The sequence below is a fragment of the Bacteroides salyersiae genome (assembly GCF_031172035.1).
Lineage (GTDB): Bacteria > Bacteroidota > Bacteroidia > Bacteroidales > Bacteroidaceae > Bacteroides > Bacteroides salyersiae.
This window is the reverse complement of sequence record NZ_CP133452.1, coordinates 1355322-1369199: the sequence shown is the minus strand read 5'-3', so window position 1 is coordinate 1369199 and position 13878 is coordinate 1355322. Positions and strand designations below refer to the sequence as shown.

The following is a 13878-nucleotide window of genomic DNA, read 5'->3' as shown; positions in this document are numbered from 1 at the left end:
TTAACGGTTAGTTATCATATCGTATATATTAGATGCAAAAAAGACATCATGAAGCCCCAGTCCAATATTATACGACAAAATTCGCTCCTTATCATTTTCCCGGCCACGGCATGTTCCATCAAGTACATCTCCTATCTCATTAAACCATTTAAATTGATTGAAATACCGGAAGCTTCTAACGTGCTCAGTATCGTCAGCAAAAACCTTATCAAAAAACAGATCACAATTTTGAAAGCCACGCGTGTGCACCGGAACCAACAATATACCGGGTTTAAACAATGCATCGTTTCCTATTAAAAGTCCGTCCGCATCAGTGATACAGGACACCAAGACATCCGCATCTTCCACTAATTCCTCCATCGTATCCACAACGCTAAAAACGACATTTCCAAATGTTCTAAAATAGTCAATGAAATACTCTGCCTGATCTTTATAACGAAATAAAACGACTTGAAATATTTCATCCGGGAAACTGCTCAATAGACAAAGCAATGTCGCTCTTGCCGTATTTCCCAATCCGATGAAAGAATATTTCCGGGCGGAAGAAGAACGCAGCGTTTTAATTGCCAACGTAGCTACCGCCCCTGTGCGCATGCTTGTTATCCAATCCGCATTTATCAACGCCAGCAACTCTCCATTTGCACTATTGTAAAGCAGTATATCACTACTTAAAGAAGGGGTTCTACCCAATATACGAGACACTACTTTAACACCGAACCGCTCTTTATCCGAAGGGAGCAAACAAGGCATAGTAGTAAAAAAATCATTTCCTGCAGGGTGCACAGAAACTTTTGCCGGCAATTGGCTATCCTTTTTCATCCGGAAACTTTGTGCAACCCAATCCACACACAAAGAAGGAGAAATAAATAAATTTTCTATTTGCTGGGAATCGATAGTAATCATATTCTGTTATTTATAACGCTCAGCGCGTCAATCAGTCGGTTGTTGTCTTTCTCACTCCGTACCGCAATACGGATATAATTTCCACCATTAAATGCCGATTTCGCAGAACAGTCTTTTATAAGAATATTATGCCGTTCAAGCAACAACCGGGTTAGCTCCCCGGCACTATAGTCAGAAATAATCTCACATAAAAAATAATTGGCTTGCGAAGGGATAACCCTCAGATAAGGAATTTGCTGCAACAAGCCCCAAAAACGTTCCCGTTCCACAACAAACTTCTTACAAGCCCTCTGATAATCATCTTCGTATTTGCCAAAGATTTGCATATAAAATTCGGCAAACGAATTGATATTCCAGATAGCTACATCTTTTCTAATGCTGTCAATCAGTCTGGTGTCAGAAGTAGCAAGTACCCCTAAACGAAGTCCGGGCACACCATAAGATTTTGAAATACTCTTTATTATAATAAGATGTCCATTCTTTTCCAGAATATCATTTGAGAGAAGCGAGTTCAGCTTGCCTTCTGTAGAAAAGTCAACAAATGATTCATCAATAATCAACCGGATATTTTTGCGCTGAGTCCACCTTATCAGATTCTGCACATCCGGTATAGATATAAAATTGCCCGAAGGATTATCCGGATTAATCAACAACAACGAAGAGACAGGCTTATCTTCAAAAAAAGCTTGAAGTTCCTCAACCGTATAAGTAAAATCTTTATTATTCGGAACATATGGAATCACCGTCCGATTATCCAACCGGTTAGGATATTCCTCAAAAGTGGGAAATACCACACCTATGTTACCGCTAAGCTTTTCCATCAGACTTTTAATTAATTCGGCGGCGCCATTACCTACACAAGCAAATCTTTGTTTTATACCAAAATACTTAGCAATCAAAAGACTGTTGACATTCATCCCCGACGGATATTCCGTCAATAAAATATCAAAATTAGCTTTCATTTCCTCCCGCATACGACGAGTAGGGAAATAAGGATTAACCAAATAACAGAAGTCTAAAAGATTAGGGAAGCGCCAATATCCTCCAAAACGTTTCTGATAAAGCGATACTTGTTTTCCAGAAGGAGCAAAAAGAGATTCGGCAATATCCAAGTCCTGAACATCATCTATCTCATACCATTTCTGTCCGGTCAGTGGAAGGGCCTTCAAATCGCAGTTATCCAGCAACGTTATAACACGCAGCACCTGCTCGTAATATTCATTATTGCCCAACGCTTTAGTATAGGCCTCCAGGAACGGAACATAATGTGTCGTTAAGAACTCTTTACTGAATTTATAAACATTCGTAGTTTTATAGTATTGTTCCGCATCACTGTATTTAAATGCTTTCTTCGGTATGAAGTTTACAATGTTATTTTCATCATCCAAACGCACCATTGTACCGTCCATCCAAGTTTCATACTTATCCACCAAAGCTAAATTAGGATAAGGATTGTCCAAGATCAGACGAAATAAAGAGTCTTCAAAAATCAAGTCCGATTCTATCAATAAAGTATCATCTTTCTGCAATTCTTCCTTTGCCAAAGATAAAGAATATATATTATTCGTTTTATCATAAATCTTATTCTCTATATATTCTATGGCAAGTCCATTATAGGTATTTCCTAAAAAAGCCCTCAGTTCTTCTCCCTTATACCCTATTACAATAATGATCCGCGTCAGGGGTAAAGAAGACAGTTGAGTTAAAACACGCTCTATTAAAGTTATTCCATTAACTTTAATCATACATTTTGTATTGTTCTTTGTCAGTTCGCCCAGACGTTTTCCCATCCCGGCAGCCAGAATAACTGCTTGCATGTTTATATTTTAAATATTAATACGTTATAACTTTAAAAGGATAAGAAATCCAATGAATGCAAAAGTCGAGTTTTTTTATAACATGAGCAAATTCTATGCATTAATCTTAATTGAAAGTCAATAATTTTAAAAGCATGAAGAGCACATTATCTATATTTTTCCCAGATATTCGTTTCAACATCAAGGACGCCAATCTTTTTTCTTAAAATAGAAATTGAAAAAGTAGTATGGCTTCCAGAAATAAACAATTTTCCTCAAACGTTTATAACACCGAGGCTCTATCTCTTCTTTCGACAAATAAAGCAAAATTTTCAACTTTTGCCTCATATCCTCAATCGGTTCCCGAAAATACATCACTTTGGTCATCGACAGAATCTGTTTGAATAAAGCAAAACAGATATTTATAATTCTCGTCAATTCAACATAAAGTTCTTTTCCCTCGAACAAAGCCTGTTCTTTTATAAATTGTATCCGTGCAAACTCTGACAAAAAATGATGATACAAGTTCAAAGGCTTAACAGTATGGCAAATACTTCCCTGGCGTTCTACATAAAAATAAAACGCTTTGTCAATCCATGCTATCCTCTGACACAGAAGTATACATTGATGCATCGCCGCCCTATCTTCATAAAGAACTCCCTCGGGAAAAAGAAATGAATCAAAAAGTTCCCTCTTAAACAGCTTCGTACAAGCCGAACAGCTCATTTTCTCCTGCATCATTTCCTTTAAAACTTCACGTTGAGAACACAGATGAACCTCCCCGGAGTTAGGATAGGGAGAGTCAGTGTGCATATCCGGATATTCATAACAAAAATTACAATACGTCATATCAGCCTGATTCCGTACCAATGCACCAACCATTTCCTCATACATAGTGGAGGATATATGATCATCACTATCAATAAAACCTATATATTCAGATGTTGCTTCTTTAATACCGGCATTGCGTGCCGTCGAAAGATCTGCAACAGGCAAATGGAGAACTTTGATACGCGAGTCGAGCTTAGCATATGCGTCGCACATTGCAGGAGAATCGTCTGTTGAAAGATTATCTACCAGAATTATTTCAATATCTTTCAAAGACTGGTCTCTCACTGACTCTACACACTTGCGAAGATAATCTGCAGTATTATGAACCGGAATAATAACACTTACTATACTCATTTCCAAACCCTTTTCTATGCATAAATGCATTTAGTTACAACAAAAATACAAATAAATATCCGCCTTGACAAGTTTACAAAAATATTTCTTATATTTGTCGAAAATCCAAGCTACTAATGTCAAAAAAGAATATTTTAATTACAACCTCGGTTTTTCCATACCCACTTAACTCAGGAGGAGCACAAGCCCAGTATCATATGATTAATGCTCTTCGAAAAAAAATGCAAATCTCTTTTGCATATGTTTCTACAAATATAAAAAATGAAACGGCTTTAAAAAAAGAGTGGCCTGATGTAAAATTTCATCCTTATCAAGAGCAGCGCCCTTGCTGGCTCATCAGAAAATACAGAAAGAAAATAAAAAAGCTATACAAAAAGATTGATAATAACAGGGCTATTATAAATCCTTACCTATCTCATTCTTTCGAGGGAGCTATCGATTATGGCTTTGTCCGTTTTTTGCAACAAGTAATAAATGAAGATGACATTGAGATTATACAATTTGAATTTGCAAATTCCCTGAATCTGGCATTTGCATTCCCCGACATTAAACGCATCTATGTGCAACACGAGATCCACTTCATCCGTAACCTAAGATTCATTAAAGACGTAAAAGCCTTATCATCACAAGATTACTACCAATTCAATATGTTAAAGCAGCAAGAGTTGACAGCAATGAACGCATGTACGGGCATCATTACGTTAACAGAGACAGACAAGAACATCCTGAACGAAGAAGGAGTCATCCGGCCCATATTCGTATCACCGGCTATCATTCCTTCTCCTGCTGAAATCTCGGCAGATTACAAATTTTCCAATAGTCTGATTTTCATCGGAGGAGACCAGCACCAGCCTAACTACGAAGGAATTATGTGGTTTCTCGACAATGTATGGAATGATATATTAAAAGAGAAACCTCAAACTACTCTATTCATTATAGGAAAATGGAGAAAGAGAAACCAGAAAATGATCCGTCAGACATATAAGCAGGTTGAAATGACCGGATTTATTCCTTCTATCAGCCCTTACAGCAGCCACTCAATCATGATCGTACCTATACTTACCGGTAGCGGAATGAGAATGAAGATTATAGAGGCCGCCAACAATGGCATACCATTCGTCACCACTCAAGTCGGAGTAGAAGGGCTGACATTTGAGAATGGAAAAGACTGCTACATAGAGAATACACACAGCGCTTTCGCTCAAAGCACACTCACCCTCATGAACGATCCTAATACTCAATTGACATTCAGAACTAATGCTTTTAAAAAGATAAAAGAAGCATATGATACCGATAAACTAATAGAGCAAAGAATGAATGTATATCAACAAATTTGAGAATTATCATTCCACCGTCATCCTATCTCCATTCATCCGCTCCATGTACTGCTGAATGATGGCTTTCAGCTCAAGTTCCATAGCACCTTGCTGTGGTACTTGACCAACCAAGTTTTCTTTCAACAGCTTATCTGTTTTAAAGGCATAGACAGCTACCGTTTTCTCACCGTCGAACTGCAATATATAATCGCCTTTAAAATATTGGTAAATGCCATTATTGTAATTTACTGCATAAGTATCTTCAGCAGGCGTATTCAATAAATCACACCCAAAAGAGACGTAAGGCTTGTCATACCCAAGATAGCTCAGTACTGTCGGCATGATATCGATTTGCTGTGCTATGGCATCTCTATATCCTTTTAAATCACCATCCGGAGTATAGAAAATAATAGGAACGGCATAACGGCCGTAATCTGTCCAATATTCAGGATGTTCTGTCTGATTGGTGTGATCGGCAGTCAGCACAAATAATGTATTTTCAAACCATGATTCTTTAGAAGCTTTTTCAAAAAAGAGTCTCAGAGCATTATCCGAATAACGGATACACTTATGTATTTCAAGAGTACCATCCGGAAAAACCCCTTTGTAACGATCCGGAATTACATAAGGGTGATGTGACGAAGCAGTAAAAATACCCGCAGAAAAAGGTTGGGGAAAGCTGCTCATCTTATCAGCAAAGAACTGTAGAAATTCTTCATCCCAAATAGCCCAGTTCCCATCAAAATCATCATCATTCCCATACTCCTCACGCCCGAAATAATCAGGATATCCCACTGCACGTGCATAAGCCTGAAAGCCCATAGAACCGTCTCTCGCACCATGGAAAAAAGCAGTATAATATCCCTTCTTCTTGAGTTCACCACCAACACTCGACAATTTATTCAAGGAAGCAGGAGTCAGAAAAAAGGGTTCTACAAAACGCGGTATTCCCGATAGAATAGAGGGCAGACCATCAATGCTCTGTTGCCCGTTAGCAAAAGAATATTTATAAACAAGACTTTCGGAAACCAAAGAATCCAGAAAAGGAGTGTAACCTTTGTAATTTCCATCCTCAAGCTCTTTATTCAGAGAACCAAAATACTCCTTACCGAAACTTTCCAGCACAAGTACCACCACATTTTTGGAGCGAAAAGTCACACTGTCAGCCGGTACATGAACGGGAGTGAACAGCGCGGTCATCTCCGCCTCATCCGCGAAATAATCGGGAACGACAAATGGTTTCTTTCCGATAGTACGGAATATCGAGAAAGGGGTATTCAATACAATGGCAGTTTCTGCCGGCCGGTTTACATACTGATTGGCATTACTGATTGTAATAGGTCGCACATCCCTTCCTATTCCCCCGCGCATTCCAAAAACACACAAAGGGATAAATGCTACCAACACGATTAAATAAGTCAAGTAATACGTCACCAGCCGATACTGTGTATTTACCTTCGGAGTGCGATAAAGTTTAAACAACGCATATCCGAAAGCCACAGCTATCAAGACCAGATACCAATGTCGTACCAATTCAATGCCAAAAATCCCCGCCAGATTATCTTCATTGGCAAATTGACTGAAAACAGAAGTAGTAGTACGTCTGTTGGAATACTGAAAATAAACCGTATCTACCAGATTCATTATAATCATTACCATATTGGTAATGACGAATATCCACTTCACAACAGATTGATATTTAGGATTCTCTTTATAATGAAACGGAAAAAGAACCAACAGAATATAAAGGGCATTAGTATAAAGAATAGCCGACGTATCAAAAACCAAACCTCCGCGAAACATTTCCCAAAAATGCGAGAAAGTCAAATCGGTAAAATAATTATGATTCACCCAAATAAACAACAACCGACACAAGCTAAAGCTCACGTATATTAACAACAAATTGACAATAAGAGCCAAAGGCGCTGAAAATATCGTCTTAAAACTGTTCTTCATCTTCTTCTCTCCTAACATTAAATGGAAATTCATTTTTCTTCAAAATTTTCGGCACATTCTTTCTTTTTGTGCTTAAACACCCAGCGAAGTAACAAAAAATTAATCGGAACTGCAACTGCCAATACCAATATAGGAGCTAATATCCGCGAAATTCCGATATATAAAAAGAAATTAAACAAAAACATGTGAATTAAGTAATTGACAAGATGACTCCCTCCAAAACCAATTACTTTCTTAATAGACGGTGCACTGTGGAAAGTCAAATAAGCCGTCAGAAAGAAATTACACACCAAACTTATCAAATAACCGGTCGTATAAGCTACGTTGACATTAATATATACCTGTAACAAATAATAAATCCCATAATGAATTCCGGCAGCAATCGTTCCAACGAAACAAAAACGGATAAACTCAAACAGTTTTTCTTTATCTTTCAACATTCTATCTTACTTTCTCCGATCTCGATGTAATTTCTAAAACACATCTCATACGATAATTTAAACCAGATAATGGCACAGGGCAACGCTTTCAACGCATAGGGTTGTACAAATTCCTTCCGCAAATAAGCAGGAAACAGATCGGAAGGTGAAAAGCTGGTCAATATAAAAGCAAAAACCATCAGTGCAATATCCCACTTCGAACGCTTCCAGGGAACAGACCAATACCAGATACCAACCCCGACAAAAGCAATAATATAGGTACTGGATTCACTTCCGGTGCTGAACAAAACAACAAATAATAACACGGATGCCAGCAATGCATAGCGAAATGCCTTATATTTATACTGAGCAATACGGAGATAAGGCAACCCAAAAATGATAAGCCCACCGAGTATAAGCCACAAATCGGAATAAGAGGCGCATCCGGAAATTTTACGCACCATGCCAAGCAGAGAGATGTTTTGTCCGCCGGAAAATATATTTTCGGCATTCTTGGCAGACAGGCTATCCCACCATCCTACATATTGGGAAATGATATAATCCGGACTACTGATAGCCATAGGAGCAACAAACATAACCAACGCCCACCCCAACAAAGCAAGGAGAAATTTCACCTTATGCTTGGAAAAGAAGAAAAAGGCCAGTCCGACAATACCATACAGCTTTACAAAAGTGCCCAACATAATAAAGCACGCCGCCCAAATATCCTTCTCTTTCTCTATACAATAGAACGTAGCTACAATAATGGCTGCAATAGCAATATTAAACTGCGACATAAACAGGGCAGTCAGCAACTCATGTGCGCAAAACCAATAAAGAAATATCCGTTTCCGGTCGGGAAAAGGTAATTTACGTATTGCATAATACAAAGACAGGGACAAAACGATCAACCAGAAAAACAGCCCCCACCGTACAGGAAGCATTGCAAACGGTGCAATCACCAAACTAAAAAAAGGTCCATAATGATTCGTATCCCAATACTCATCATAAGCTACATATAACGGTAACTGCTCGATAGTATGCCAATATACATATCTGAATATCAGAAAATTATTATGTTTCGACAATTTCAGGAGAGTGGCAATGACCGGCAATAGCAACCATAGCCCAAAAAGAGTACGATAATCACTAAAAAACGGTTTTTGTAAAAACAGGTAAAGTCGTTGCACTTGTTTCATAAAATACTCTTATTTCAATAATTATTTCGATGACGTATCTTGGAGTTTACTCTTCTTATCACACAAAAGTGTTTCAATGTTATAGAGGGGACGATTCTTGACCTCAATATAGATTTTACCTATATACTGCCCTATAACCCCTATGGCTAAAAGCACAATGCTACCGATAAACCACAAAGACAGCATCATAGAAGTCCATCCGGGAACCGTAGCATGTTCCCAATAAGACAGCAAGATATACACGGTCATGACAATACTGATAAACAGGAAGAAAAATCCGGCTCCTAAAATTAATGAAATAGGTTTGGTGGAAAAAGAAGTAATACCATCCATTGCCAAAGCCAACATTTTCTTCAGCGTATATTTTGACTTACCGGCCGTACGCTCACTAATAGCATCGTCTACCGTGGTCGACTTATAACCAATCAACGGAACAAGCCCCCGCAAATACAAATTCCGTTCCTTAAAATGCGAGAGCTGCTCCAGAGCCCGACGGCTCATCAAGCGAAAATCAGCATGGTTATGAATGGCTTTCACTCCCAACGAACGCTGCAACTTATAAAATACAAGCGCGGTATTCCTCTTCATGAAGGAGTCGGCATCACGCGATATCTTCACACCATATACAATATCATATCCCTCATTGTAACGATCCACCATTTCTTCAATAGCCTTCAAGTCATCCTGCAAATCGGCATCGATCGTTATCACAGCATCACACATGTCTTTTGCCGTCATCATTCCCGCCATTATAGCATGCTGATGGCCTACATTTCCAGCCAGGTTCACCCCATAGACATAAGGATTCACTTCGAACAAATAAGAAATTATCTCCCATGTGTTATCCCGGCTTCCATCATTGACAAAAAGAATGAAACTATCCGCATCTATTTTCTTCTTTGCAACGAGATCATCCATCAAGACAGTCAGACGTCCGGCCGATTCCGCCAGAACTTCATGTTCATTATAACAAGGGGCTACAATACCTAATTTCATAATCTTACCGTATTTATAGATTCTGTCGCTTCTCTCTGGCAAATTCAGAATAGGTGACAAATTTCTCTCCTGTCGATTTAAAATAACAGATCAAGTCATTCAGACGCTTCTCCATGCCTTTTCCCGAATGGTTACGAATAATAAAGGGCATTTTAAGCTCCGGATGCTCTCCCAGAGGATAAAATTCCCAAGGATGAAAGTAAGTGACAAAATATCCGTCATGCCGCAATGTGCGACGACATAACCAACGATACAATCCGGCAGGCAAATTATGACAAGAAAGCCAAAACAGAGGAAAACGCAACCAAGGAGTCACAGAAGCGGGTATCTGCAATACCCCCTCTTTCATGAAACAGGTACGAGGCTCTGTCAAGTGCATATAACGCCCGGGAATAAAAGCCGGATTCAAAGAAGAATTATACAAATACCCTTGCCGGGCTATCTCACTCTCAGACACCGGAAACATACGCGGCTGACGATAACCATAGATAGTACATGCCGTTAACTTCTCTAAGACTTGTTTGGAACGGGCCACATCCTCCGGTTTCGGATTCCAATGGTCACAGCCATGTGCAGCAATTTCGTGCCCTTCATCGATTATACGCTTCATCACTTCCGGGGCATTCTCTGCAAAATTCGTGGTACAAAAGAAAGTCGCTTTCACGTCATTACGCAACAAACAGTCCAAGATACGATTTGTCCCGTAGACTGATACTTTCATAGCCTCATCCAATGGATAATCTACCCCATGCTCACGGGGAACATCAAATTCTTCTGTATCAAAACTTAGCAATATCATTACACTCGCTGTTTTTATTTGCAAAGTTACATTTTTTTTATGGAACTCACCCAAAATATTATCTATTAAAAAGAATGACAGATAAATGTACCTGAATATTGGGTACAAATAATTATCTTTGGCAATAAAATAAAGATAATCTGTTCAACTCATATACAAACTGATCATGATGATAGGTTTCGATGCAAAACGCGCCGCACAGAACAAAACCGGCTTAGGCAATTACAGTCGCTTCGTCATTGAAGCATTGACCCGGTTTGCACCCAATGAACGCTATTTACTCTATATTCCCAATCCGAACCGGACTTCTTCGCTAAACGGAATAGAAAAAGCGAACAACGTGGAACTGCGTTATCCTCAAACCACATTCTGGAAAAAATTCCGCTCACTCTGGCGGGTATGGGGAATTACTTCCGATATTGAAAAAGAAAATATCCGTCTTTTTCACGGATTGAGTAACGAACTCCCTTTGAATATCCGTAAAGCGGAAAACACACGAAGCATTGTCACAATCCACGACCTTATCTTTTTAAGATATCCTGAATATTATCACTATATCGATCGCAAAATATATGCATACAAGTTCCGTAAAGCCTGTCAGAATGCCGACCGGATCATCGCAGTCAGTGAATGCACCAAACGGGATATCATATCTTTCTTTCATATTCCCGAAGAAAAGATCGATGTTGTTTATCAAGGATGTGATGCACAATTCAAGCAAGCAGTACCCGAAAATACAAAGGAGGAAATCAGAAGAAAATACCAGCTTCCACAACGCTATATTTTATATTTAGGAAGCATTGAAAGCAGAAAAAATCTGTTATTGATAGCCAAGGCATTGCTACATATCCAAGAGCCGATAACCGTTATCGCCATTGGCAAACGGACACCGTATGCGGAAACCGTAGAAGATTTCTTAAGAAAAAACCACCTGGAAAACCGGATGCGTTTATTAAGCAACATTCCTTTCAAAGAATTACCCGCTTTCTATCAGATGGCAACCACTTTCGTATATCCCTCCTTCTTTGAAGGATTCGGAATACCTTTACTGGAAGCATTAAACAGCGGCGTACCGGCAATCGGCGCCACAGGTTCCTGTCTGGAAGAAGCCGGCGGCCCCCATTCCATATACATACATCCCGAAGACGATAAAGGGCTGGCAAAAGCCATAGAGCAGACATTAACCGATCAATCGCTCAGAGAAAGAATGATAAAGGAAGGGAAAAAGTACGCATTATTATTCGAAGAAGAAAAGCTCACTAAAGACCTTTTAAACGTATATAGAAAAACAATCTAATCAAGTCTCACCCGTTTACTTTCTTCATCGTATCGTCGATTGAACTCTTCGCGGGTACGTTTCCAACGGTTATGAGTCCACAACCAATATTGCGGAGCTTTTTGAATCGTTCTTTCCAACTCTCTGAAATACAATTCCGTCAGTTGAAACTCTTCCAACCGACGAGGGTCGTGAGCAACCTTCTTCAACCGACATACATAATACCCACGCTTCACACGGACAATATCCGCATAATAGACCACAAAATCCACCTGTCGCGCTATGCGTTCCGCACCCGTCAGTACCGGTGTGTCATGATTCAGAAAATTTGTCCAATAATGAATGTTGTTCCAAAAAGGAGTCTGATCCGATATAAACCCGATAATCATCTTTTTTCCTTCACGGCGATAGGAGATTATTTTACGGAGTGTCTCTGCCATCGGGATATTCACAGCCTGAAAACGACTACGGACACGCACAAAAAGATCATTGAAGGTCTTATTCTCCAACACATGATAAATTTGTCCTAATACAACTTCTTCTTTATCAAAATGCAAGGGAAGCGAAGTGATCCACTCCCAATTACAGTAATGCCCCAGGTAAACACAACACGAACGCCCCTCTTCAAAAGCAGCTTTTACGTCTTCCACTCCTTCAAACCTCATCCGCTTCCGCATCTGCTTTTCACTAATTGTAAAAAGCTTTATCGTTTCCATCAAATAATCACAGAAATAAGAATAAAACTTCTTTTCAATCCGAACAATCTCTTCAAGGCTTTTCTCCGGAAATGAGTCTACCAAATTTCGGCGTACCACTTTCCTGCGGTATCGAATACAGTAATAAAGAGGGAAATAAAGTAAATCTGAAAAAAAATAAAGTACTCGCAACGGCAAAAGAGAAACAACAAACCAAAAAGCAAAAATCAGATAGTATAATAAAGATTCCATGTAATCAAACAATGTATTTCAAACGGTTATCTCTGAACAATATTCCTAATCAACCAACATACCTTCTATCTTCTGTATGATCTGCTCGGGCTTAATATTCCGCATACACGCATAATCCTTGCGAAAACAGGGTTTCTGCCCGTATACCGAACAAGGACGACAGGAAAGATCGAGTTGTACCGTATTGGTAGGCAACTGTTTCCATCCCATAAATCCGGCGTAAGGGTGAGTCGCTCCCCATACCGAGACAACCGGCGTATTCACCAATGAAGCCAGGTGCATGTTGGCAGAATCCATAGAAAGCATTACATCCAGATGACTCATGAGATTCAGTTCGGTGCTCATATTCAGCTTACCGATCATCGATACTACAGTCGGGTATTTCAATATCCACGAGTCAAAAACCTCCTGTTCACTTCTCCCTCCCCCAAAAAGGAATACCTTTACATCGGGGCGACCGGCAAAATGAGCTACTACCTGTTCTTCCAATTCTATAGGATATATTTTGCCTTCATGTTTGGCAAAAGGAGCAATACCAATCCACTTTATCCCATCACCTTTAGGTCCCGTCACCGGCTCTATCAAAGAAAAGTCTCCTTTTCCCTCACCATAGATCGAGGTAAAATTCAATAAAACCGGAAAGCCTAACTTCTCCAAGACATCGGCATAACGCCTGAAAGAACTTTTCTGATTCTCTAATACTTTATCATGACGGCGTACCAGTTTCTTTTTTCCTTTACGCCCTTTATCAATGGATGCTACCGGTATTCCAGACATCCGGAATCTTAGACAAAGATATTTCGTACGCAGAACATTATGAAAATCAGCCACATAATCAAAATGTTGCTTTTTCAACTCTGAATACAATGTATTCAATCCCCATAATCCCCGGTGCTTACCGGTCAGATCGGCACTCATAAAATGCACATTGGCAGGCAATCCCTGAAAAAGCGGTTGCAAAACCGCACGGCTCAATACGGTTATTTCATGTTGAGGATATTGAGCCGCCAGCGAATAGACCACCGGAATAGTCATAGCGACATCACCGAGCGCAGAAAAACGAATTACAAGAATACGGGACATTTC

At 39.4% G+C, this 13878-nt stretch carries 12 protein-coding genes; 2 read left to right on the top strand and 10 right to left on the bottom strand.

Features of this window, described 5'->3' with window-relative positions:
* The 3 genes from RB604_RS05055 to RB604_RS05045 form a co-directional block, all read right to left on the bottom strand.
* On the bottom strand, positions 1-903 hold the full coding sequence (locus RB604_RS05055) for a hypothetical protein (RefSeq protein ID WP_005927493.1): 903 nt from the start codon (positions 901-903) through the stop codon (positions 1-3).
* Positions 900-2720 (bottom strand): aminotransferase class I/II-fold pyridoxal phosphate-dependent enzyme, encoded by a 1821-nt coding sequence (locus RB604_RS05050; RefSeq protein WP_005927496.1) that lies wholly within the window; start codon positions 2718-2720, stop codon positions 900-902. Before RB604_RS05050 ends, RB604_RS05055 begins: the two co-directional genes overlap by 4 nt.
* Before the next feature lie 180 nt (positions 2721-2900).
* The gene (locus tag RB604_RS05045) at positions 2901-3884 is read right to left on the bottom strand and encodes a glycosyltransferase family 2 protein (RefSeq protein WP_229103533.1); all 984 of its coding nucleotides are present in this window, start codon (positions 3882-3884) and stop codon (positions 2901-2903) included.
* Between the two features lie 221 nt (positions 3885-4105).
* On the opposite strand from RB604_RS05045, the gene RB604_RS05040 reads away from it, so the two are divergent.
* Positions 4106-5221: a glycosyltransferase gene (locus RB604_RS05040; protein WP_025819009.1), complete on the top strand. Its 1116-nt coding sequence runs from the start codon at positions 4106-4108 to the stop codon at positions 5219-5221.
* 6 nt (positions 5222-5227) lie between these two features.
* Here the strand turns inward: RB604_RS05040 and RB604_RS05035 are convergent, their stop codons facing one another.
* Genes RB604_RS05035 through RB604_RS05015 form a run of 5 tightly spaced genes read right to left on the bottom strand, consistent with a single transcriptional unit; the run spans position 5228 to position 10569 of the window.
* Positions 5228-7189: an LTA synthase family protein gene (locus RB604_RS05035; protein WP_055293252.1), complete on the bottom strand. Its 1962-nt coding sequence runs from the start codon at positions 7187-7189 to the stop codon at positions 5228-5230.
* Positions 7186-7596: a GtrA family protein gene (locus tag RB604_RS05030; RefSeq protein ID WP_005927505.1), complete on the bottom strand. Its 411-nt coding sequence runs from the start codon at positions 7594-7596 to the stop codon at positions 7186-7188. The genes RB604_RS05035 and RB604_RS05030 overlap by 4 nt, the downstream gene beginning before the upstream one ends.
* Positions 7590-8774 (bottom strand): glycosyltransferase family 87 protein, encoded by a 1185-nt coding sequence (locus RB604_RS05025; protein ID WP_007479338.1) that lies wholly within the window; start codon positions 8772-8774, stop codon positions 7590-7592. Before RB604_RS05025 ends, RB604_RS05030 begins: the two co-directional genes overlap by 7 nt.
* A 21-nt stretch (positions 8775-8795) precedes the next feature.
* A complete protein-coding gene (locus tag RB604_RS05020; protein WP_172680656.1) occupies positions 8796-9773 on the bottom strand; it encodes a glycosyltransferase family 2 protein in 978 nt (325 codons plus the stop codon).
* Positions 9774-9783: 10 nt separating this feature from the next.
* Positions 9784-10569 (bottom strand): polysaccharide deacetylase family protein, encoded by a 786-nt coding sequence (locus RB604_RS05015; protein ID WP_005927512.1) that lies wholly within the window; start codon positions 10567-10569, stop codon positions 9784-9786.
* Positions 10570-10735: 166 nt separating this feature from the next.
* Between RB604_RS05015 and RB604_RS05010 the strand changes: the two genes are divergently transcribed.
* Complete coding sequence (locus RB604_RS05010; protein ID WP_044093646.1) at positions 10736-11866, top strand: glycosyltransferase family 4 protein; 1131 nt, start codon at positions 10736-10738, stop codon at positions 11864-11866.
* Here the strand turns inward: RB604_RS05010 and RB604_RS05005 are convergent.
* Both RB604_RS05005 and RB604_RS05000 read right to left on the bottom strand, forming a co-directional pair.
* Positions 11863-12792: a lysophospholipid acyltransferase family protein gene (locus tag RB604_RS05005; protein WP_005927517.1), complete on the bottom strand. Its 930-nt coding sequence runs from the start codon at positions 12790-12792 to the stop codon at positions 11863-11865. The genes RB604_RS05010 and RB604_RS05005 overlap by 4 nt on opposite strands.
* Positions 12793-12837: 45 nt before the next feature.
* On the bottom strand, positions 12838-13875 hold the full coding sequence (locus RB604_RS05000; RefSeq protein WP_005927520.1) for a glycosyltransferase family 9 protein: 1038 nt from the start codon (positions 13873-13875) through the stop codon (positions 12838-12840).
* Positions 13876-13878 lie beyond the last annotated feature (3 nt).

Bases quoted from the DNA above. Each gene is read 5' to 3' on its own strand.
- RB604_RS05050 (WP_005927496.1), bottom strand. From the start codon at position 2,720: ATGCAAGCAGTTATTCTGGCTGCCGGGATGGGAAAACGTCTGGGCGAA.
- RB604_RS05045 (WP_229103533.1), bottom strand. From the start codon at position 3,884: ATGAGTATAGTAAGTGTTATTATTCCGGTTCATAATACTGCAGATTAT.
- RB604_RS05000 (WP_005927520.1), bottom strand. From the start codon at position 13,875: ATGTCCCGTATTCTTGTAATTCGTTTTTCTGCGCTCGGTGATGTCGCT.
- RB604_RS05025 (WP_007479338.1), bottom strand. From the start codon at position 8,774: ATGAAACAAGTGCAACGACTTTACCTGTTTTTACAAAAACCGTTTTTT.
- RB604_RS05030 (WP_005927505.1), bottom strand. From the start codon at position 7,596: ATGTTGAAAGATAAAGAAAAACTGTTTGAGTTTATCCGTTTTTGTTTC.
- RB604_RS05010 (WP_044093646.1), top strand. From the start codon at position 10,736: ATGATGATAGGTTTCGATGCAAAACGCGCCGCACAGAACAAAACCGGC.
- RB604_RS05015 (WP_005927512.1), bottom strand. From the start codon at position 10,569: ATGATATTGCTAAGTTTTGATACAGAAGAATTTGATGTTCCCCGTGAG.
- RB604_RS05040 (WP_025819009.1), top strand. From the start codon at position 4,106: ATGCAAATCTCTTTTGCATATGTTTCTACAAATATAAAAAATGAAACG.
- RB604_RS05055 (WP_005927493.1), bottom strand. From the start codon at position 903: ATGATTACTATCGATTCCCAGCAAATAGAAAATTTATTTATTTCTCCT.
- RB604_RS05035 (WP_055293252.1), bottom strand. From the start codon at position 7,189: ATGAATTTCCATTTAATGTTAGGAGAGAAGAAGATGAAGAACAGTTTT.
- RB604_RS05005 (WP_005927517.1), bottom strand. From the start codon at position 12,792: ATGGAATCTTTATTATACTATCTGATTTTTGCTTTTTGGTTTGTTGTT.